This window comes from Nostoc sp. UIC 10630 (genome assembly GCF_010747425.1).
In the GTDB taxonomy this organism is placed as follows: Bacteria; Cyanobacteriota; Cyanobacteriia; order Cyanobacteriales; family Nostocaceae; genus Nostoc.
The window spans coordinates 16,906-36,480 of record NZ_JAAGOG010000067.1 but is presented as its reverse complement, the minus strand read 5'-3'; the positions used below and the strand labels follow the sequence as shown (position 1 = coordinate 36,480).

The following is a 19,575-nucleotide window of genomic DNA, read 5'->3' as shown; positions in this document are numbered from 1 at the left end:
CACCAATATGCTGGGTACTGGGGATTGGGGATGGGGAATTGGGAACTATGAATTACGAATTATTGGCTGGGGTGATGTGTGTTTAAATCTTTTACGAAACTAGACTATCTGCTTAAAGAAACTTTCCTCGGTTTGCTGCGGGGAGGTTGGATGAATTGGGCAGCTGTAAGTACTGTGACAGTGTTACTGTTTTTATTTGGTTTGAGTTTGCAAACCTCTTGGCAAGTCGAAAAACTACTCTATCAGTTCGGTAGTCAGCTAGAAGTATCAGTTTATCTTGAACCGGATGCACGGGCCGAAAACATTGAGCCACTGATCGCAAAAATGCCAGAGGTCGCGGCGATGCAAAGCATTACCAAAGAGCAAGCTTGGACTAAGTTAGTTAAGGAAATGAGAATTTCTGATATTGAGGGTGCTACCCAGCAGCTAGGTGAGAATCCCTTGGTTGACGAGATGAAGGTGAAAGCGCGTAATTCTCAAGTTGTACCAACTTTAGCAACGCAACTGGCTAAGTTGCCGGGAGTTGAGACGGTGGAGTATATCGATGAAGCAGTTAAACGTATTGCCCAGTTGCACCGAGGGCTGAACTGGATTACTTTAACAATTACAATTATTCTGACCCTAACAGCGATCGCAGTGACTACAACCACAATTCGGTTGATTGTCATGGCGCGACGGCAAGAAATTGAAATTATGCAACTAGTGGGAGCAACCTCAGCTTGGATTTACCTGCCGTTTATTTTACAAGGAATTGCTTTTGGTTTAGTTGGTGGTGCGATCGCTTGGAGTTTCATTTCTGTGATTCAACAGTTTCTTAGTAAATTGCTAGCCAATCAACCTGAGTTTATTCAAGTTATCAGCAATGGTGTGCAACTCACTCCAGCCCAAGTTTTACTATTACCCTTGATTCTTTTGAGTTTCGGTGCAGCTGTAGGATTAATGGGAAGCTTATTTGCAGTCCGAAGTTTTGCTAAAGGATAGTCATTTGTCCTTTGTCATTTGAACTCGGAACTTCGACCTTTTAACTTAAAATTTTGAAAATTTTAAAAGAACAACTGAAGTTTGGGATTGAACGAATATGAAATTAATCCTGCATATCAACTTAACAAGGCTAATTAAATGACCAATGACAAATGACAAAGGACAAATCTTTATGAAATCGCAATGGGAAGGTTTTCTGCAAAATCTTGGTGTATGGGAAGGTTCATTTACCAATTTTTCTCCCGAAGGTACACTTTTGAACGATACTCCTAGCCGTCTTTCCCTAGAAGGTTTAAACAATAACCAGACAGTGCGCCTAACTCTGAGCCGTTCGGGAAAGGATGATGTAATCAGAGAATTTAGGTCTGTGGGAGGAGGTCTGCTATTTTTTGAAAATGGTTCATTTTCTGAAGGTTTAATTCAGCTAGGGCCATTTTCCGAATTTGGTGGAGAACTCGCTTTTGTTCATGAAAATCGCCGCTTACGTCTGGTACAACTGTTTGATAAAAATGGTCATTTAAATGGACTAACTCTCATTCGAGAACATCTAGCTGGAACCCCGGTAGCAGAACGTCCCTCTTTGCAGATAAATGACTTGTTAGGAGAATGGCGAGGACAAGCAATGACAATCTATCGAGATTTGCGTCCGCCTGATATTTACTCTACAACTTTGAAAATACAACTTGATGATGCTGGGCGATTAATTCAAAGTACTTCTTTTGGCGATCGCACAATTACCTCAACTGCTACTATCAAAGGTTCCATCGTTCTCTTTGACCAAGATCCAGAAAAACAGGTACAAGTATTATTGTTACCTGATGGCGCTTCTGCAACTTCTCCTCTCAAGGTACAATTACGTCAACCCTTATTTCTGGAAGCGGGTTGGTTAATCCAGCCAAATCTGCGCCAGAGGATGATTCGCAGCTATAACGACAAAGGCGAATGGGTTCGTCTGACATTAGTTACTGAAGAAAGGGTGTAAAAAATTTTTTAGCCTGCGATCGCTTATCTCCGATAATTTCGATCAACACTTTATAATTTTTGATCCATTTGTAGAACAAATAGCAAGCAGTAGTACAACTTACCTCTCGTAAGGAAACCTTAAATGGTACAAACCCCTGCTAAACCCCTGACTTTAAGTGAATTTCTGGATCTGCCAGAAACAGAACCTGCCAGTGAATACATTGATGGGCGTATCATTCAAAAACCGATTCCGCAAGGAGAACACAGCGCAATTCAGACCGAGTTAGCACCTGCAATTAACTTGGTCGTAAAACCCAAACAAATTGCACGGGCTTTCTGTGAGCTTCGCTGTACATTTGGCGTAGGCGTAGCCCGCCGTAGGCATCGCTCAATTGTGCCTGACATTTCTGTGTTTATGTGGGACAGAATTCCCCGTAAAGATAATGGTGGGGTTGCTAACGTCTTCTCAATTGCCCCAGATTGGACAATTGAAATTCTATCTCCCGATCAAAGTCAAACTAAAGTTACTAAAAATATTCTGCATTGCCTCAAGTATGGAACTCAGATGGGATGGCTGATTGATCCTAAAGAACAATCCGTGTTTGTCTATTTGCCAGATAAACCAACAACTTTTTACGAAGAACTAGGAACACAGTTACCAATGCCAGAATTTGCTAAAGATTTCAGCCTGACAGTAGAAGGTTTATTTAGCTGGTTGTTGGAGTGATTGTAGTTTTGCTATATCCTCAGCAATAATCTCAAGCTATCTTCTTCCAGATAAATTAGCGATCGCACTATCTCATGAGACATCACACTTCATTTACCATATTTAAAATCTGATTGTATAGGGCTGGAGAAACTCTAAACTCTGATGTAGTAATTAAGGCATCCATCAACAGTTTGACAGCAACTATGAGATTTTGGTGTTTCGCCTCAATCAAAATGGTAGCCCAAGAAACCTCAAACTAGGTTACGGTGCAGTAATTTTGTTAAATTGCGATCGCACTTTTCATCGTGGAAGTGTTTAAGATTGTGAGTGGAAAAATCTGTTGGGTAACGCCATCCCTCTACCCAACCTTATATTTTAAAAATAAGTGGTAGACTGTTCGCTGTAAAGTTATTGTTAGCCTGCGTCCTGATCGCCATTGTTTTCAATGTAACGGCGCAAAACTGAGTTAATCAGTGTTTTGTACTCTGCACCTTGTTCACGAAACCACGTTATCACTTCTGGATCTAACTGGATCAGGTCACTGGCTCGTTTTGCGGGAATCCTCAGTGTGGCATTTTCAAAAAACTTATCGTTCAAAGGTGGGATGTCTGAGTAATCAATATCCTCATCCGTCATCGCCTCTAATGCAGCCCAATCAGTACGTGAGGTATTGTTCAAGTCGTTGACGCTCATATCGGTTTGCCCTTCGTGCTGAGATAATGCGGACTATGTTGTTCTGTCGTTCTGTCCAAACGACAACCGCTACACCGTTGCCTAGAAAGCCGATTCCGATCCAGCGATCTTCGCCATAATCAAAACGCTCATCAAGCTCAACCAGCATGGAATTGTCAAACATTCCGGGGACATCTGCAAAATCAATTCGATGTTTACGAATATTTTCAAGATTCTTCGTTTCGTCCCACTCAAACTGCATGAAGGCTTAATGAACAATACATAAACAGTTAAGCCCATTATCGCTTATTTCAGATGAATGATAAATCCTCCGTTTTTAACTGGAGAGCCAGTTAATATCAATACTTTGATCAACTCGCTTTAGAGCTTCGATACATGTTACCAGGGATTGGTTTGCATTCTGGGCAGCTAAAAGTGTAATTGAGTTTGGATCTTGAATGTTAGACCAATCCAGGCTGGCTATATTTTGAATACTAGCTTTGTGATGAGCAAGTTTATTTCTATCGTCGAAAAGTTTTTGGAGATTATGAACCTCAGCAGAATCCGTCGTTAAAGCAAAATTTCCATTAATGTCATGTGGGATGTTGATCCATTTAACTACTGTTTCACCCAATCCTAAATTTTTATTCGTCTTAAATTTTCTCAAGTACACTTCATCTTTACCCTTACTGATTGCATAGTAGTTGATAAAGGATTCAGCAACCAGAGCGCTAAAAACAACTGTAATAATATTCGACTTGTTAATTAACTGTAAGCTCTGTAATAAATAGGCAGCATCTTCTGGCTTCAAGCTTTTCCCTTGATATGTAGAGGAGTTAACGCCCAATTTCTCATTTAGGTCAAAATCAGTTTCCTGTGACTTTTGAAGATGCTCTCTAGCTATCTCAAAATATCTTTCGTGATTGGTGAACTCTAACTTATCCCAGTTCATACCACTTTCTATAAGCTTTTAAATTAAATGCTGTTAAATGTTATACCAATAAGCACTGATGTTGCAACGCTTGCTTAAGTAGCATTTGATACTGTTCATCCCCAACCCGATAAGCCCCAAACCTCTCCAAATGCGGATTCATCATTTGGGCATCAAAAAATACAAATTTCCTCTGACGCAATCTTTCTACCAACTTTACCATCGCTACCTTTGAACCTTCGGGAATGCGGTAAAACATCGACTCTCCAATGAAAGCACCGCCAATGACAATCCCTAAAATTCCCCCAGCTAATTCGTCACCCTGCCAAGTTTCAAAACTAAAAGCATAACCACTTTGGTAAAGTAGCCAGTAAATCTTTTCCAATTCCGGCGAAATCCAAGTTGTCTCTCTGTCAGCACACCCAGCCACCACAGCTTGGAAGTCCCGATTAATCGCCACAGTAAACCGTTCTTGATTCAGAACGCGCTGTAAAGACTTGGGGTAACGAAACCGCTCATCCAAAGGAATAAAAGTCCGATCGCGACTTCCGTACCAACTCAGGCGATCGCGTTCATCAGCCATGAGAAAATAGCCTTGTGCATAGCCCTCAACAATAGCGGCGATATCATATTGCATAAATAAATATAAAAAAAACACTAGAGAAACGCAATTTGATGCTAGAAGTCAACCTCAGCGTTCCTCTGCGTTTCCCTCCGCGTCCCTCTGCGTTAAAAAACATGACTCAACCAATCCCACCCATCACCCTACCACCGCCTGAGAATCCGTTACTCGAAGGTGAATGGTTACGAGAACGCTTACAACGGTGGCTAGATACAGAATTTATCCCCGAAGCAGTAAACCAAAATATTGCCCAACGAGCCGCACAGATTTTTGTGCGTCAACGGATGGAAGGAGAAAATGACCTTGGTTCTCTGGTAATTGCCATTGTCACAGAGATGCAGTCGTATGATTTTTCCAATAGCTTTTATGGAGAGTTTGCGATCGCCAACGCCGTCAGCGATCTACTCTTAGAAAGTCTGGGAATTGATAAGTGTTGTGGTCAATAATATTTTGTCATTTGTCTTTTGTCATTTGTCCTTTGTTATTTACCAATGACTAATGACTAATGACCCTTACGGGTTCGCCAGTCACTCATGGGGGAAACCCCCAAGACCGCGCTGGCTCACTAATGACTCTTAACTACCAGCTAGACTTAACAACTCCAGGTAAAAGACCTTCATGCGCCCATTCTCGTAGCACGTTCCGAGAGAGTCCGAAATCGCGGTAAACTCCTCTAGAACGACCAGTCAACCAGCAACGATTGCGGTGGCGGGTGGGCGCACTATTCCGGGGTAGCTGTTGAATCTTTCTGTGGATTTCTAGCTTATCCAAAGGAGATGCTGCACTTCTGAACTCATCCAAAAGGGCTTCTCGCTTGTCAGCATACTTTTCTATCAACTTGGTGCGCTTTTTCTCGCGCTCAATCATGCTCTTCTTTGCCATTATTCTCTAACTTATTTAAAGACACCGTTCTCCATTCTACAGTCTCTCCATCAATTCTGGGGTTACTTATGTTGCTTACCCTACAACCACTGGCTTATTGGCTACAGGGCATAAATCAGCAAGCTCACACGCAACACAAACGGGAGAGCGGGCTTTACAAATAGCACGACCGTGATAAATCAACCGAATTGACCAATTTTCCCAATCAGGCTGAGGCAATAAACCCATTAAATCTTGCTCAATCCGAACGGGGTCTTTTGCTTCAGTTAAACCCAAGCGTTGGCTGAGGCGCTTGACGTGAGTATCTACCGTCACGCCAGCATTAATACCATAAGCATGAGCCAGAACGACATTTGCTGTCTTCCGCGCCACCCCAGGAAGCTTTAACAACTGTTCCATCTGGTTGGGGACAACAGAGTTAAACTCGGTAACAATCATCCGACAAGCGACTTGAATGTTTTTAGCTTTATTGTGATAAAACCCTGTAGAACGCACCAAACTTTCTAATTCTACTAAGTCAGCGATCGCTAAACTCTCAGCATCAGGAAACTTACCAAATAAAGCTGGTGTCACTTTATTCACTCGCTCATCAGTACATTGAGCAGAGAGAATCGTTGCCACCAACAATTGTACTGGCGTTGAGTAGTTCAAAGAGCAAGTAGCATCTGGATAAAGACGCTTCAGACGAGCTAAAATTTCTAGCGATCGCTTCTTTTTAGATAACGATTTGCGGGTAGTAATCACTGGAATAATTTTTGTACCCACTCCAATTGGCTAGTTAATTGAGTAGTTTCTTTGACGATCAGAAAAATTCCTAATCCTAAGAGTAATACCAAACCAGTTTGCATTACACCTTCTTGAATCCGGGACGGTACAGGCTTACCGCGTAAACCTTCAATCAGCAGAAAAGCTAGTTGTCCGCCATCCAAAGCTGGCAAAGGCAAAATATTGATAATAGCCAAGTTAATGCTGATAATTGCCGCAAAAGACAACAGATTTACGCTATTATCTTCAGCTAATTTTGCACCGATTTTGACAATGTTAACTGGCCCAGAAACTTGTCCAGCAGTTTGTTGAAAATTGGTAATCAACTGCCCAAAACCGCTCAGTGTCCCAACAAATAATTGTTGAAACCTGCTAGCAGCAAGACCAAAAATTTCAAAAGGACTATTCGGACGGCGATAAACTGCGGTAGCATTGGGACTAAGTGCCACACCAACTACACCTTTACCATCGGCTCCCAGTTTTGGCGTTAATTTCAGGGTTTGTTGTTGGTTTTCACGCTGAATTTTTAGTTCGATTTGCTGATTGGGATGAGTTTGAATTTCTTTAGTCAGCAAAGGAGTTGATTTGTCAGAAGCCGGGAGTTCTTGACCGTTAACAGCCAGAATAATATCTCCTTCCCGAATTCCTGCTTGATAGGCAACAGATTCTTGATTAACAGGCTGTACAACGACACCAGCTTGATAGTTTAATTCTTTGGGAATACCAACGATACCCAATTGCAGAACCAGCACCAAATAGGCAAATATTAAATTTGCAATCACTCCAGCACTGATGACAATCGCCCGGTCTAAAACTGGACGGTTACGCAGCAGATTTGGGTCATTGGGTGGAACATCGCTATCGGGGTCATCATCAGGAAAGCCCACAAAGCCGCCCAAGGGAAAGGCGCGGATAGCATATTCAGTTTGTGAACCTTGATACTTCAAAAGAACTGGGCCAAAACCCAAAGAAAAACGGTTAACGAGAATGCCTTGAGAACGTGCTGCAACAAAATGTCCCAACTCGTGTACCAAGATCAAAACAGCCAAGACTGCGATCGCTGCTAAAACTGACATAGAGTAAATTAGAGAAAATATTAAGCTATAGTTATCTCCATTCTAATTGGGCATTGGGTATTGGGTATTGGGTATTAGTCATTGGTCATTGGTAAATAACAAAGGACAAATGACTAATGACAAATTATAAAACTTCACGCCCCAAATAAGGTTGCAGCACTTCTGGTATCCTTACTGTCCCATCAGGTTGTTGATAATTCTCCAAAATTGCAGCCATAGTCCTTCCCACCGCCAAACCCGAACCATTCAAAGTGTGTACGAACTGAGTTCCTTTTTTCCCCGCCTCTTTGAAGCGAATATCAGCCCGTCTTGCTTGGAAATCTATAGTATTGGAACAGCTAGAAATCTCGCGGTATTTGCCAGAAGAGGGCAACCAAACCTCTAAATCATAAGTTTTGGTAGAGGCGAATCCCAAATCTCCAGTACTTAAATTTACTACTCGGTAAGGCAACCGCAAAGCCTGTAAAATTGCTTCTGCATTCCCTACTAATTTCTCCAGTTCATCAAAAGACGTACTAGGCTCAACAAATTTCACCATTTCCACCTTGTTGAACTGATGCAGGCGAATTAACCCCCGCATATCGCGCCCATAGCTACCAGCTTCGCGGCGAAAACAGGGAGTAAAAGCGCAGTGGTAAATAGGCAAATCCTCAGCAGCGAGAATTTCACCCCGGTAGAGGTTTGTAACTGGAACTTCCGCCGTCGGAATCAGCCATAAATCATCATCCGCGCATTTAAAGCTTTCTTCAGCAAACTTGGGTAACTGACCGGTCGCTGTCAAAGACTCGGTATTAACTAATAGAGGCGGACTGACTTCTACATATCCAGCTTGAGTATGGAGAGTCAGCATAAATTGAATTAATGCCCTCTCCAATGCCGCACCAGCGCCTATCAATGTCACAAAGCGACTTTGGGCAACTTTTACAGCTCGTTCAACATTGAGAATACCCAGCTTTTCGCCAATTTCCCAGTGAGGGAGAATATTCGGATATTGGGGAATGTACTCATCACCCCAACGGCGCACTTCTACGTTATCTTCCTCATTCTTACCAAGGGGTGTAGAGTCGCTTGGCAAGTTGGGAAGTGCCAACACAAGTTGGGCAATTTCAGCTTTGAGTTCTTTTTCTTGGGGTTCCAGTTGACTCAAAGTAGCTTTTACAGAGTTACCTTCATCCCGCAAAGCTTGAATTTCTGGGTCTTGAGGACTGATCCCAGATTTAATCTTCTGCCCGACAATTTTACCAATTTCGTTGCTACGAGCTTGGAGTTGACTACGTGTCCCCTCAAGTTCCCGTTGTTGCCGATCTAACAGTAATATCGGTTCAATGTCGTATTTACCACTACGACTATTCAATCGTTCTTGAACTAATTGCGGATTTTCCCGTATTTGCTTAATATCCAGCACAGATTTTTCTCAGTTTCTAGCCTAACATCTTCCTGTCAATACAGTTAACACATTAAGCATTTAGCATATAGTAATTTTGGTTTGCTGTGACTGGAAAAACAAAGTTTATTGGAAAAATTCAGTCTTAATCTCTGAATCAAGATTTTTCCCTAGCATCACTGCCAGTACTAAGAAAGCATATATTGCATTTAACCAATCATGAGCTAGTATCCTGAGCCACTCTTGTTTCAGTAACCTGAGCAAGACTTTGACCATTCCCATTATTGTTATCAGTGGCTGCAAACGTCCTTTGAGTGATACTCTGCGCTTCCTTATCGTCTCTAGTTTGTCCAGGTGAAGGCAACCAGTATGCAAGCACACTTGATAAACCACCCCAATACAGAGCAACATTCTTATCGTCCCCTGGCGAGCCAAGCTTGAAAATGCACAGTCCCAATACGATGCTACTAAAGAAAACCTGTACGCCAAATCTCCATACGTCTTGATTAAACTTATGGGCTGGTTGATTTTTCATAGTGTTCAAACTTATAAAAAAGGTATACAACATCATCCCTGTTCTAGTTTTGACATCACTTGTTAGTACAGCTTGGCAAAATTCTTAATGACACCCGTACCCCTACGGTGATATTGCTATGCGTAGTGTACCGCTCTCTCGACTCGCTAAGGTAATTGGTAATTCCTATACTGCAAGCGTTTCATTGATTTGAAATGGATAGTTCATTTACGCAATGCTGTACTATCAGGATGTTTTTTCAAGGATTATGTAGTTGTCTTCACACGCAGTTTTGCCCGTTTCGGAAAAGTATGATAATTTTCCTTTGGCTCTTGAAAACCCAGCATAGGCGAAACGCCCGCCCCGCTACCGCTAATAGAACTTATAACTAAGGTCGGTTAATACGATTGAGTAGCCAAAGTGACGCTACAAGCCCCGCAAAATGTGCTGATACAGTGTTGGTATTTGCCTGTACGACAAGCATATCTAGACCGCTAATAATACGGGTAGGGTCAAAAAATTGTGTAGTTATAGCTTGAGGAGATATGGATCTTGCTACCAGTGTACCAACGATCGCTTGCGCGCCTAAAAGAGTCACCAGTGTACCGCCTAAATTTACCCACAGCCCTAAGCGTAATACTTGCACAGTCTCACTTTTGCGAGGGCGGTTGCTGGGATTGGAGGATTCTAATTGCTTGCCAATTCTAGTGTAACGATAAGCTAAATAAATACCTCCACCCAAAACAACTAGTCCACAAATTGCTAAAAATACGCCAAAGCCAGTCCCAGGATTATTACTAGGACTACCAGTTCTTTGATTAAAGATGGCGAACAGCAACACAATTATGCTAGAAACAACGCCTAGTACTAGCTGAATCCAGAAGCTAATCCAACCTGTAAGGCGAAAGGTTTGGGCAATAGCCCGCAGAGAAGATGATGGAGCATCGGGAGTCTGTGACATATATAGAAGTGCCGGGCACTTTCAAAGGACACAAAGACACAAAGACAAAAGTTTAATCTAAGGATGCCTTAGCTCAAAAGTTCGGAGAACACGGAGAACTGTGTTGAGAGGTATCGCACTCTACGTCTCTATCTCTCCGAGAACACCAATTCAGTCAGGACTTACGTAAATAATGGCCGAAAAGAAGGATTTTCAAGTAGGGCAATTCATAAATTGTCCCTACAACAACTAGTTTTGCGTAAGTCCTATCAGTAACGAATCATGTCTCCCCAACCTCTTATCTTTTAGTCAAGGAGGCTGGGGATTAGGTTTTTGATTACTGAATCGATGCTCTAGTCTTTGCGTCTTCTTTGATAAATTTACTATCACATTTACCAAATGCGACAAGAGATTCTCTTATCCAGCAAATCAGTAATGCGTACTACTTAAGTGTGTCCACCACCGTAGCAGCTTTAAACCACATATATCCCATAGCTTAAATTCTTATGATTTGCATTGGGAAAATCACTGTAAAACAAAGTGTTTATTAAGTTTTACAGACAAAATTGCATTTTACCTGTAAAATTTCTTCGATGGCATTTTATTGCTTAAGCACTTCTAACTACCTTGGCATTACTTAATACCAAGACAGTCAGAAACCTCACGCCTAAAAGCTGGGGCTTGGCATTTGCCCTAATCTGACCAAGACTAAGTACCTTCTGTACTAAGTGAATTTGCTACTCTCTGTTAGCTCCTCACCACACCATATCAAGCTTGGGCTAGGGTACATTTCTTTGTGTCCCTAAAACTCGCAACTCTTACCACGAATTCACAAGCGTGGATAATCGTTTGGTATTTACGCTTTGTAAATCTAGTCTAAGTAGCATTATATATATTACTCACTTGGCAGTAGCACTGTATACTGACTACAAGGATTGTAGACCTTACCATAAGGCATTTTTTTAGCCATTCACTAACCATGAAACTTGAGGATATATATCAATTCTTTGAGAATCCTCCGCCAACTTACCTTTGTCAGGAAGTAGCAGTTTGTTACATACTGTCTGTTTTATTACAAGGTGAATCCTACGGAACCGAGTTGATTGAGCAATTAGAAACTGAATATTCAACCTATAGGCTTTCGGATACTGTGCTTTATAGTGCAATCAAATTTCTGGAAGACGAAAAGGCAATCACTGGATATTGGAAGAAACTGGAAGGACGAGGACGACCCAGGCGGATGTACCAAGTTTCTCCAGAATGGCAAGTTCAAGCGCAGGATTTAGCTTTGCAATGGCTTAACTACATCAATAGGAGGACAAAGTAACGAATAATTGATAATGAATAAGTCTCCTCCAGTCAAACAATAACAATCAGTTATGGATACTGCTATTCTGCCATCTACGTTCCTGCTAACCTTGTTGTTATCGGTTGGGCTGTTTTTCTTTATTCGTGCCTCGACTAAAGACCGCATACAAACAGTGCAACTGGTATCTGAGCAAGACGAAGCTGCTTTAATGTCTCAATTAAAAGAGTATTTTCGCTCCCGGTCTTACCAAGTAGCAGAGGTAGACCGAGAACAAAACAAAGTGACTTTTGAAGGGAATGTTCGCCCCAGTTGGTTTTTAGCTATATTTTTAACTCTGCTGGCAGCGACTGGGATTGTTTGTCTCTCACTAGTCGTATACCTGCTTTTTCCTAACCTCAGTCCCATTGTTTTGGCTATGGTACTGCTGTCGCCTTTAAGTGGTCTGTTTTATTGGAAAAAATCTGGAAGACTTGAGAAGGTGTCACTCAAAGTAGAAACAACTCAGAGTGAACAAACCTCCTCAAGTAAGATCACTGTAGTTGCCCATCGAGATGAACTCAGTGAGTTACAGAGAACTCTACAGCTCAAGGCTGGTGAATAATTGTTGCTTTTTTTAACTATGATATGCAGACTTCTGACCTGATCTAATCTTTAGGCAATGAAAAGTAAAAAGGAGGAAATCAAGACTTCTGCTTTGTCACTTTCCCCACGATATAAGTCGTGGGGAGAAATTTAAATTAATTAACTTAAATTCGTTGACAGAGCTTGGTTAACAATTCACGGTATAAGAGCGCAACTTCACTAGCGCTTTTGGAGGCGCTTGGCTCTATACCCACTCCCTTCTATATCATGACACTAGTATCAACCCATGCAATCTAGCGTGCTTTGAGACTAGTTTATTTTCCAATTACCTGGACTAGCCTGACTGGCAAATCAGCTCCAAACTAAAAAAAAATTAAATTTTGCATAAACTTAGCTATTTTGCCAGTTAATGAATAGTCAGGAGCCACATTCAATGTGTAAGATGACCATCTATGGTTCACCGACTAGCTAAAGCAAGAGGTTCTTGACCAGGCGAAGGTTCTAATACCCTCAAGCTTGGAAACAAGAAATGGTTTTCCTCTACGTATTGAGCACCAAACAGTCCCTTTTCTGCCCAGAAATAACGATCTGTTGTGTGTTCATTTCGCTTTACGAGTAGCAACGCAGGTGGCAAAATCCCTTCAGCTTGAATGAATCTTCTCGCTGCTGTCACAGGTTTTTCTTCGCCACTTTCGATGCTATATTGAGGCACGTGTTCCAAAATCCTCCGTCCTTCTTGACGACGGCGACTTTTCCTTTTGCGTCTCCTTGCCAACCTATTGTCCTCCTCTTTCAAGCTATAGATTGTAGTGTTAGCTACAAAATCCGTCGTCATTATATAAGTTCTAGTTCAAAATATCAATAGTTTTTAACCTTTTCATGCAAGAAAATTAACATCTTTGAAAATAGATAAAACAAAGTTACCTAAGAAAATAATTCCTTGGTACAAACCATCACTAAGAAGATTTTAGTTAAGCTTTATTGAATGGGTGAGGTAAAAATTAAGTATCCTCTCTTATCATCATGCCTTAAAATCTGTAATCTTGAGCAAGAGCTAAAAAATGTTAATGTCTGCCAGTTCCGATTTTATTGCTCTGTGTCGAGAGCAAATAGCGCTGCTAACCCAAGGGCTGGGAGCAACTTTAAGTATTGTGTACCTGACACAAGAATTGGTAGAGGCTCCTTCTAGTGAGGCCAAACTGATTCCTGTGGTAATTTACCCAGAAACAGCATTATTACCGCCAGGGGAAGAAACTGCTGAGGTGACAGTAGTACACAAGCAACTTCAAGTTGGAAATGTGTTTATATTACCCAACGATCGCAGAAGGTTATTGACAGCAGAATCGGAATCTCCAACCTCATCACAGCAGTCTGAGGCATCTCAACCCCATTTAAAAGAGGAATACCTCTTTAGTGGCAACCAAATTGTTTTACCTCTAGTTTATGAGGGTGTGATGATGGGGTTATTGGTGACGGGTAGGCAAGACCGGGCATGGAATGAACATGAGGAAAGTCAAATTCAACAGATAGCCCAAACATTAGCGATCGCTTGTATTTTAGATCAACGCCGGGCATGGTTTGAGGAGCAGTTGCGTGAGCAACAAATTCTCCAAGAAAAACAGCGAGATTTGCTAGATAACCTGTTGCATCAGTTTCGTAACCCATTAACGGCATTGCGGACTTTTGGGAAACTGCTATTGAAGCGGCTGCGCCCAGGAGATAGCAATCGGGATGTGGCCAATAGTATTGTGCGAGAAAGCGATCGCCTCCAAGAATTGCTACAACAATTCGATCAAGTAATTGACTTAACAGAGACAGATTTAGCACCACTACATTTACCCGAACATGAAGTGTTTGTGGAAGCAACTATCCAAAAAGACGCTAAACCGCCGCTACTATTGCCGGGAACGGGAGATAAAACAGTTGACTGCTCGTTAGCAGATATATTAGAACCATTATTAATATCAGCCAAAGCGATCGCCCAAGAGCGAAAGCTAAAACTAATAACTGAAATTAAACATAATTCACCCCTAGTACGTGCCAACATCAAAGCATTACGAGAGGTTTTAACTAATATCATCGATAATGCTTTGAAATATACTCCCACTGGTGGCAAAATTTTGATTCAGGCGGGGCAAGAAAAAGCTAATTTTCAAGGAATTGCGATCAGTGACAACGGGCCTGGCATTCCCCCCGAAGATTTAGAACATCTGGGAGAACGGCATTATCGGGGTGTACAAGCGCAAACAGAAATCCCTGGCACAGGTTTGGGGTTAGCGATCGCCAAACAATTAATAGAGCAAATGCAGGGTGAAATCGAGGTTTTCAGCCCTGCAATCAACTCTAAGCTAACTTCACCCAATGCGCCTGGGACTACTTTTATTATTTGGTTGCCGAAAGTTTAGGATTTGTCCTTTGTCCTTTGTCATTCGTTCTTTGTAAAAACCAATGACCAATGACTAATGACTAATGACCAATGACTATCTGAGTGAAACCAACAAGTTTTGATTGATGGTCATTTGTAAATCGGTATTTGGGTCAATTGCCACTAAGTCAACACTATTCTTACCGAAGAATAGACCCACCAATGCACCGATACCAGCGCCACCCAAGACTTCTTCTGTGGCGATCGCGCGATCGCCAGTTACAGCAGATACCGCAGTTGCCGCACCTGCACCCAATACAGTATTTTTGATAATTGAACCAATACTAGTACCCTTCTTGACGGTTTCAGTTTTGGTGATCACTTCAGAGCTGGCGTTAAGCTGGTACTCCTGTCCACTGGTCAAAACCAGTTTTTCGGCAACGAATTGAGAACCGCCTGTAGCAGGTTTAAGTTGACCAATTACTTGACTACCAGCCGGAATCACTACAGATCCGTCTTGTGTTACTACGTTTTGGGATACTGTCAACGTCAAAGGCGCAGTTTCATCCTTTGTAACCAGAATCTTTTCTGCCTTGTCATACTTCACAGGAATAGCAGTCCCTTGAGGAATTGTGACTGATACAGGCGTTGGGGTAGTAGACCCGACAGCCACAACATAAGGCGAGTTAATTGCTGAGGCTTGGTTAGAACTAACCAATGCTTGGTAGATAAAAGCTGCTACTTGGGCGCGAGTAGCGGTTGCAGTTGGATTGAGGAACTTCACATTAGGATAGTTCACAACTATTTGCTTTTCAGTTGCAGCTGCGATCGGGCTACGGGCATAGCTAGCGATGTTAGAGGCATCGTTGAAGTATTGCAGAGTGCTTTCAGTATTGCCAATGGGACTATATTCCAGACCGTTAGCGAGGGAAACTAAAACCTGTTGGCGGGGAATAGCTTGGTTCGGCTCAAAGCGATTACCGGGATATCCAGATAAGAAACCAATGGTATAAGCTTGCTGAATGGCACTTGATGCCCAATAATTGCTGGGCACGTCAGCAAAGTTGATTGGCGATCGTTGCTGTGATTTTTGGAAAGCTTTGTTGACCATAGCGGCAAATTGAGCGCGTGTCACCGCTTCTTCAGGACGGAAACTACCATCAGGAAATCCGGCAATTACGCCTCGCTGTGACAATTGTTGAATAAATTGTGCCGCCCAATAATTAGATGAAACATCAGAAAAAGTGGTTTGAGCTAAAGATGGTGAAGCTGTAATCAAAGGAGCTACAGTGCCTACTGTGACGCTCAAAGCCATGAGTGCAGCTGTTCCAGATTGCAAACGATTAAAAGTAAACATTAATTTTTAACTCCAGTACAATTATTTTTATTACTGTTAATTAATTAGACATTTACTAAAGTATTAGGTTCCCTTTAATTTCTGTTTTTTGTAAAAACCATTACTTTTGGCATACAGTCAAATTAGATAGTCAAACTAAGAAAAAGCCTGCCAACATATCTAGCAATAGGTAATAGTGTAATCAGCCTCTTACCAACTAGAGGATGTTTTAAAAGTTCTCTGATTGGTATCAAAAGCTTTAGATGCCTCTAAATCTCCCTTAAAAAGCAATACAGTTCAGTTAAGCCCAAAATCTTTAACTGAACTGTATTACCTTAAAAAACGGGGACTTTCACCTGGTTCCATGCTTAAAAAGCCTACCGTGTATACACAAGGTCAGGAAGCAGGCAGGGGGTTAAGTCTAAGTTAATTCACCAATTTGAAAATATTCGCTGTCACTCCCAGACTTTCTTCAAAAAGGGACTCACGACCCCAGCGTTGCACCTGCTGACTTAGTAATGCTTCGGCTTTTTGTTCTGAAAGTGAAGTTACCTGTTGAAACAGACCGGCAGATTGGGCACCACCATGTGTTTCCATCCGCATACAACCACCAGTTTCCGAGCAGATAACTGTACCACAGTCTGCCTGGGGATTTGTGGAACTGAGGCGCAAGGCAATCAAGTCACCAATAATATCGCCCACATCAGCAACGGGAACTCCTGCTAACTCGGCTTCTACTTGTCGCTGATCTTGAGAAATAAAATGGATGCGAGTGATATCATAATCACCACTTTCCTTTTGATAAGAAACTGGTTGCCATTCCAATCGACTTGCCAACCAACCCAAAAACAGCAAAGCTTGGGCGGGATTGCCTTTTTCGTAATCAATCGTCACGCGGTCAATTTCTCTGAGGGCAGCGCGACGCTTAGGCGAATCGTAGGCTTCAGCTGTCAGTTCTTGCCATGATGCGAGACGACGCCAGTTCAAATCCGCTAAAGGTACACCAGCTTCTACCAACTCTTCTAGGCGGAGTAAATCACTTTCTGGCTCGTTAAAGTTGCAAGAATCGACAATGACATTATTGCAGATTGCTGCTAGGCGTTTGAATAGACCGTTGTTAGGGTCTGGTGTCGCTTTCCACCAGAGAAACTTCGGCAAACCGCCAATCAACAATGCTGGAATCATACCACCGATACGTTCTAAGGCAGCAGCAGTTCCACTCAGAGTAATGTATTCGCAGCAGATAAGTGTGCTTGACGATTGCTTTTGGATGGGGCAATAGGCAGAAACTTGAGCCTTAACCCCTTCATCTTCGCCAGTAATAGGAAATAGGGCAATGATGCGGCAGGGGTTGCGGAGAGCGATTTCATCGGCAATTCTGGGGCTACCGCTATTTAACCCAGCAATAGCATGTTCTCCTCCAGTCCCACCTCGCTGACCTTTAGCGAATTCTTCTCGTAATATAGTCAGAGTTTCTTGTGTTGCTGTTCCGGTTTCTGGCAGTTTATGTTTCTTTTGCACTTCCCGTAATGCTGCTGCCATTTGCGGCCCTAAAATCCCATCAATTGGGCCGTTGTAAAATCCTAAAGCAGCCAACAAATACTGAGTTTCTTCTGGTTCGTAAACTACTAAAGTAAACGTTGTTGCCCTAGTAGCACTGGGAAGTCCACCATCCTCGCCAGTAATACCATAGCTTTGCCAAATTTGATTCAGTTCTGCATCTATTTCGTTAAGCGAAATATCTTTCGGTGCCTGGAGGGAAAAAATTGTAGAAGTTTGGAGAGCCATAGGAAGTTTTGGATTTGAGATTTTGGATTTTGTCATTTGTCATTTGTCATTCATCATTTGTTTTTACTAGTGACTAATGACTCATGACTAATGACTAATATTTAGAGTCTGCGCCAGCGACGGCCATCCTGGTTAATTAAGAGTTCTGCTTGTTCTGGCTCCCAAGTGCCGGCTTCGTACTGGGGAATAGTATTAGGATCGGCGGGTGCATCCCAAACGGAAAGGGCTGGTGTTACTACCTGCCAAGCTGCTTCTACTTCATCGGCGCGTGTGAACAATGTTTGATCGCCCATCATACAATCAAGGAATAAGCGATCGTAGGCATCGGATGTTGCTTGGATGCCAAAGGAACCATAACTAAAGTCCATATCAACGGAACGGGTGCGGAATTCTGCCCCCGGCATTTTGACATCAAAACGCAGGGAAATACCTTCATTTGGCTGAATCCGCATCGTCAAAATATTGGCGTTTGTCTGTTGGGCGGCAGATTGGAACATCCGAGATGGAACTTCGCGGAAGTGAATTGCAATCTCACTCACTTTTTTCGGCATCCGCTTTCCAGTCCGCAAGTAGAAAGGAACACCTTTCCAGCGCCAGTTATCCACCAAAAACTTCATTGCTACATAAGTGGGTGTGGTGGAGTTGGGGTCAACGCCTGGTTCTGTGCGATATCCTGGCACTGCTTGACCTTTCATCCAGCCAGCACTGTATTGCCCACGTACTGCTGACCGCGACAGATTGTGAACATCAGCTAAACGAGTAGCTTGGAGTACCTTCACTTTTTCTGTGCGGATGCTGTCGGCATCCATTGCGTTGGGTGCTTCCATCGCCGTTAAGCAGTAAAGTTGCATGAGGTGATTTTGCAACATATCCCGCAGTGCGCCGGCGCTTTCATAGTAACCAGCCCGGTCTTCTACGCCCACGGTTTCTGCTACGGTAATTTGCACGTGGTCAACGAATTGACGATTCCACAAGGGTTCAAAAATCGCATTGGCAAAGCGAAACACCAGCAAATTCTGGACTGTTTCTTTACCCAAATAGTGGTCAATACGGTAAACTTGGTGTTCTTTGCAATATTTCTGTACCACTTGGTTAAGACTTTGAGCAGAAGCCAAGTCCCGACCAAAGGGTTTCTCAATTACTAGACGATGTTTGTAGGGATCTTCTAGCATCCCGCCGCTTCCTAGCTGCTTAATTGCTTCGGGAAAGAATGAAGGGGCTACGGATAGGTAGAACATGCGATTACCTCGCGTGCCCCGTTTTTCGTCTAATTCACTCAGTAAGGTTTTTAGTTTCTGGTAGCTTTCAGGGTTGTCTATATCTCCAGGACTGTAGAACAGACCTTGAGAGAAGTCTTGCCAGAGTTCCCCTAAATCGACATCAGGATGTGCCTCTTCCATGCCCTTCTGCATTTGTTCGCGGAAGTATTCATGGCTCCATTCTCGACGTGCTACGCCAACAATAGTAGTTTCTGGCGGAATGCGCCGTTCTCGCCGCAATTTGTAAAGTGCTGGCACTAGTTTGCGCCAGGTGAGATCACCAGAAGCGCCAAAGATAACTATAATCTGGGGTTCAGGCATCCCTTGTTGTTGCAGACCAACGCGCAAGGGATTTTCTAGCAGACTAACCATAGGAATTTTGGATTTTGGATTAGAGGTTTTGAGATTGGGGACTGGGTATTAGGGACTGGGTATTGGGTATTGGGTATTGGGGGTTTAGTATTAAGAAAATTGTTTACCAGTCCCCAGTCCCCAGT

Annotated in this window: 22 protein-coding genes; 7 read left to right on the top strand and 15 right to left on the bottom strand. The window is 42.6% G+C overall.

Annotated elements, in window-relative coordinates:
* Positions 1-78 precede the first annotated feature (78 nt).
* The 3 genes from G1O98_RS17260 (at position 79) to G1O98_RS17250 (ending at position 2,671) form a co-directional block, all read left to right on the top strand.
* Entirely contained in the window at positions 79-981 is a 903-nt protein-coding gene (locus G1O98_RS17260; protein WP_163929931.1) for an ABC transporter permease, read from the top strand.
* Positions 982-1,153: 172 nt separating this feature from the next.
* Positions 1,154-1,963, top strand: coding sequence for a DUF3598 family protein (locus G1O98_RS17255; RefSeq protein WP_163929943.1), 810 nt, complete (start codon positions 1,154-1,156; stop codon positions 1,961-1,963).
* A gap of 123 nt (positions 1,964-2,086) precedes the next feature.
* On the top strand, positions 2,087-2,671 hold the full coding sequence (locus G1O98_RS17250; RefSeq protein ID WP_163929929.1) for a Uma2 family endonuclease: 585 nt from the start codon (positions 2,087-2,089) through the stop codon (positions 2,669-2,671).
* A gap of 82 nt (positions 2,672-2,753) precedes the next feature.
* On the opposite strand, the gene G1O98_RS40045 is transcribed toward G1O98_RS17250, so the two are convergent.
* The 5 genes from G1O98_RS40045 to aat form a co-directional block, all read right to left on the bottom strand.
* On the bottom strand, positions 2,754-2,837 hold the full coding sequence (locus tag G1O98_RS40045; protein ID WP_243458463.1) for a DUF3368 domain-containing protein: 84 nt from the start codon (positions 2,835-2,837) through the stop codon (positions 2,754-2,756).
* Between the two features lie 230 nt (positions 2,838-3,067).
* Positions 3,068-3,346 (bottom strand): BrnA antitoxin family protein, encoded by a 279-nt coding sequence (locus G1O98_RS17240; protein ID WP_163929927.1) that lies wholly within the window; start codon positions 3,344-3,346, stop codon positions 3,068-3,070.
* Positions 3,309-3,587 (bottom strand): BrnT family toxin, encoded by a 279-nt coding sequence (locus G1O98_RS17235; RefSeq protein WP_163929925.1) that lies wholly within the window; start codon positions 3,585-3,587, stop codon positions 3,309-3,311. The genes G1O98_RS17240 and G1O98_RS17235 overlap by 38 nt, the downstream gene beginning before the upstream one ends.
* A 75-nt stretch (positions 3,588-3,662) precedes the next feature.
* Positions 3,663-4,277 carry a hypothetical protein gene (locus G1O98_RS17230; protein WP_163929923.1) on the bottom strand — a complete coding sequence of 205 codons (615 nt, stop codon included), beginning with the start codon at positions 4,275-4,277 and terminating at the stop codon, positions 3,663-3,665.
* 40 nt (positions 4,278-4,317) lie between these two features.
* On the bottom strand, positions 4,318-4,893 hold the full coding sequence (gene aat / locus G1O98_RS17225; RefSeq protein WP_163929921.1) for a leucyl/phenylalanyl-tRNA--protein transferase: 576 nt from the start codon (positions 4,891-4,893) through the stop codon (positions 4,318-4,320).
* Between the two features lie 101 nt (positions 4,894-4,994).
* On the opposite strand from aat, the gene G1O98_RS17220 reads away from it, so the two are divergent.
* On the top strand, positions 4,995-5,324 hold the full coding sequence (locus tag G1O98_RS17220) for a hypothetical protein (RefSeq protein ID WP_012410384.1): 330 nt from the start codon (positions 4,995-4,997) through the stop codon (positions 5,322-5,324).
* Between the two features lie 133 nt (positions 5,325-5,457).
* On the opposite strand, the gene rpsN is transcribed toward G1O98_RS17220, so the two are convergent.
* The 6 genes from rpsN to G1O98_RS17190 all read right to left on the bottom strand — a co-directional run bounded on the left by rpsN (position 5,458) and on the right by G1O98_RS17190 (position 10,460).
* Entirely contained in the window at positions 5,458-5,760 is a 303-nt protein-coding gene (gene rpsN / locus G1O98_RS17215) for a 30S ribosomal protein S14 (RefSeq protein ID WP_167306201.1), read from the bottom strand.
* 75 nt (positions 5,761-5,835) lie between these two features.
* Positions 5,836-6,525 (bottom strand): endonuclease III, encoded by a 690-nt coding sequence (gene nth, locus G1O98_RS17210; protein ID WP_163929919.1) that lies wholly within the window; start codon positions 6,523-6,525, stop codon positions 5,836-5,838.
* Positions 6,501-7,601, bottom strand: a complete 1,101-nt coding sequence (gene rseP / locus G1O98_RS17205; protein WP_163929916.1) for an RIP metalloprotease RseP — start codon at positions 7,599-7,601, stop codon at positions 6,501-6,503. The genes nth and rseP overlap by 25 nt, the downstream gene beginning before the upstream one ends.
* A gap of 124 nt (positions 7,602-7,725) precedes the next feature.
* Entirely contained in the window at positions 7,726-9,006 is a 1,281-nt protein-coding gene (serS, locus tag G1O98_RS17200) for a serine--tRNA ligase (protein WP_163929914.1), read from the bottom strand.
* A gap of 196 nt (positions 9,007-9,202) precedes the next feature.
* Positions 9,203-9,520 (bottom strand): hypothetical protein, encoded by a 318-nt coding sequence (locus G1O98_RS17195; protein WP_228058047.1) that lies wholly within the window; start codon positions 9,518-9,520, stop codon positions 9,203-9,205.
* Between the two features lie 367 nt (positions 9,521-9,887).
* Positions 9,888-10,460, bottom strand: a complete 573-nt coding sequence (locus tag G1O98_RS17190) for a DUF3611 family protein (RefSeq protein ID WP_114081880.1) — start codon at positions 10,458-10,460, stop codon at positions 9,888-9,890.
* A 958-nt stretch (positions 10,461-11,418) separates the two neighbouring features.
* Between G1O98_RS17190 and G1O98_RS17185 the strand changes: the two genes are divergently transcribed.
* Both G1O98_RS17185 and G1O98_RS17180 read left to right on the top strand, forming a co-directional pair.
* Complete coding sequence (locus G1O98_RS17185; RefSeq protein ID WP_163929912.1) at positions 11,419-11,766, top strand: PadR family transcriptional regulator; 348 nt, start codon at positions 11,419-11,421, stop codon at positions 11,764-11,766.
* A gap of 52 nt (positions 11,767-11,818) precedes the next feature.
* Positions 11,819-12,349, top strand: a complete 531-nt coding sequence (locus tag G1O98_RS17180; RefSeq protein ID WP_012410376.1) for a cofactor assembly of complex C subunit B — start codon at positions 11,819-11,821, stop codon at positions 12,347-12,349.
* Positions 12,350-12,787: 438 nt separating this feature from the next.
* Here G1O98_RS17180 and G1O98_RS17175 read toward each other — a convergent pair whose 3' ends face one another.
* Complete coding sequence (locus G1O98_RS17175) at positions 12,788-13,105, bottom strand: DUF3155 domain-containing protein (protein ID WP_041566316.1); 318 nt, start codon at positions 13,103-13,105, stop codon at positions 12,788-12,790.
* A gap of 286 nt (positions 13,106-13,391) precedes the next feature.
* Between G1O98_RS17175 and G1O98_RS17170 the strand changes: the two genes are divergently transcribed.
* A complete protein-coding gene (locus tag G1O98_RS17170; RefSeq protein WP_163929910.1) occupies positions 13,392-14,735 on the top strand; it encodes a GAF domain-containing sensor histidine kinase in 1,344 nt (447 codons plus the stop codon).
* A 75-nt stretch (positions 14,736-14,810) separates the two neighbouring features.
* Here G1O98_RS17170 and G1O98_RS17165 read toward each other — a convergent pair whose 3' ends face one another.
* The 3 genes from G1O98_RS17165 to zwf all read right to left on the bottom strand — a co-directional run bounded on the left by G1O98_RS17165 (position 14,811) and on the right by zwf (position 19,450).
* On the bottom strand, positions 14,811-16,052 hold the full coding sequence (locus G1O98_RS17165; protein WP_163929908.1) for an S-layer homology domain-containing protein: 1,242 nt from the start codon (positions 16,050-16,052) through the stop codon (positions 14,811-14,813).
* Positions 16,053-16,457: 405 nt separating this feature from the next.
* Positions 16,458-17,819 carry a glucose-6-phosphate dehydrogenase assembly protein OpcA gene (gene opcA / locus G1O98_RS17160; RefSeq protein WP_163929935.1) on the bottom strand — a complete coding sequence of 454 codons (1,362 nt, stop codon included), beginning with the start codon at positions 17,817-17,819 and terminating at the stop codon, positions 16,458-16,460.
* A gap of 101 nt (positions 17,820-17,920) precedes the next feature.
* Entirely contained in the window at positions 17,921-19,450 is a 1,530-nt protein-coding gene (zwf, locus tag G1O98_RS17155) for a glucose-6-phosphate dehydrogenase (protein ID WP_163929906.1), read from the bottom strand.
* Positions 19,451-19,575 lie beyond the last annotated feature (125 nt).

Coding starts and splice junctions, on each gene's coding strand:
- G1O98_RS17255 (WP_163929943.1), top strand. CDS start 1,154: ATGAAATCGCAATGGGAAGGTTTTCTGCAAAATCTTGGTGTATGGGAA.
- G1O98_RS17250 (WP_163929929.1), top strand. CDS start 2,087: ATGGTACAAACCCCTGCTAAACCCCTGACTTTAAGTGAATTTCTGGAT.
- G1O98_RS40045 (WP_243458463.1), bottom strand. CDS start 2,837: ATGGATGCCTTAATTACTACATCAGAGTTTAGAGTTTCTCCAGCCCTA.
- G1O98_RS17240 (WP_163929927.1), bottom strand. CDS start 3,346: ATGAGCGTCAACGACTTGAACAATACCTCACGTACTGATTGGGCTGCA.
- G1O98_RS17235 (WP_163929925.1), bottom strand. CDS start 3,587: ATGCAGTTTGAGTGGGACGAAACGAAGAATCTTGAAAATATTCGTAAA.
- G1O98_RS17230 (WP_163929923.1), bottom strand. CDS start 4,277: ATGAACTGGGATAAGTTAGAGTTCACCAATCACGAAAGATATTTTGAG.
- aat (WP_163929921.1), bottom strand. CDS start 4,893: ATGCAATATGATATCGCCGCTATTGTTGAGGGCTATGCACAAGGCTAT.
- G1O98_RS17220 (WP_012410384.1), top strand. CDS start 4,995: ATGACTCAACCAATCCCACCCATCACCCTACCACCGCCTGAGAATCCG.
- rpsN (WP_167306201.1), bottom strand. CDS start 5,760: ATGGCAAAGAAGAGCATGATTGAGCGCGAGAAAAAGCGCACCAAGTTG.
- rseP (WP_163929916.1), bottom strand. CDS start 7,601: ATGTCAGTTTTAGCAGCGATCGCAGTCTTGGCTGTTTTGATCTTGGTA.
- G1O98_RS17195 (WP_228058047.1), bottom strand. CDS start 9,520: ATGAAAAATCAACCAGCCCATAAGTTTAATCAAGACGTATGGAGATTT.
- G1O98_RS17190 (WP_114081880.1), bottom strand. CDS start 10,460: ATGTCACAGACTCCCGATGCTCCATCATCTTCTCTGCGGGCTATTGCC.
- G1O98_RS17185 (WP_163929912.1), top strand. CDS start 11,419: ATGAAACTTGAGGATATATATCAATTCTTTGAGAATCCTCCGCCAACT.
- G1O98_RS17180 (WP_012410376.1), top strand. CDS start 11,819: ATGGATACTGCTATTCTGCCATCTACGTTCCTGCTAACCTTGTTGTTA.
- G1O98_RS17170 (WP_163929910.1), top strand. CDS start 13,392: ATGTTAATGTCTGCCAGTTCCGATTTTATTGCTCTGTGTCGAGAGCAA.
- G1O98_RS17165 (WP_163929908.1), bottom strand. CDS start 16,052: ATGTTTACTTTTAATCGTTTGCAATCTGGAACAGCTGCACTCATGGCT.
- opcA (WP_163929935.1), bottom strand. CDS start 17,819: ATGGCTCTCCAAACTTCTACAATTTTTTCCCTCCAGGCACCGAAAGAT.
- zwf (WP_163929906.1), bottom strand. CDS start 19,450: ATGGTTAGTCTGCTAGAAAATCCCTTGCGCGTTGGTCTGCAACAACAA.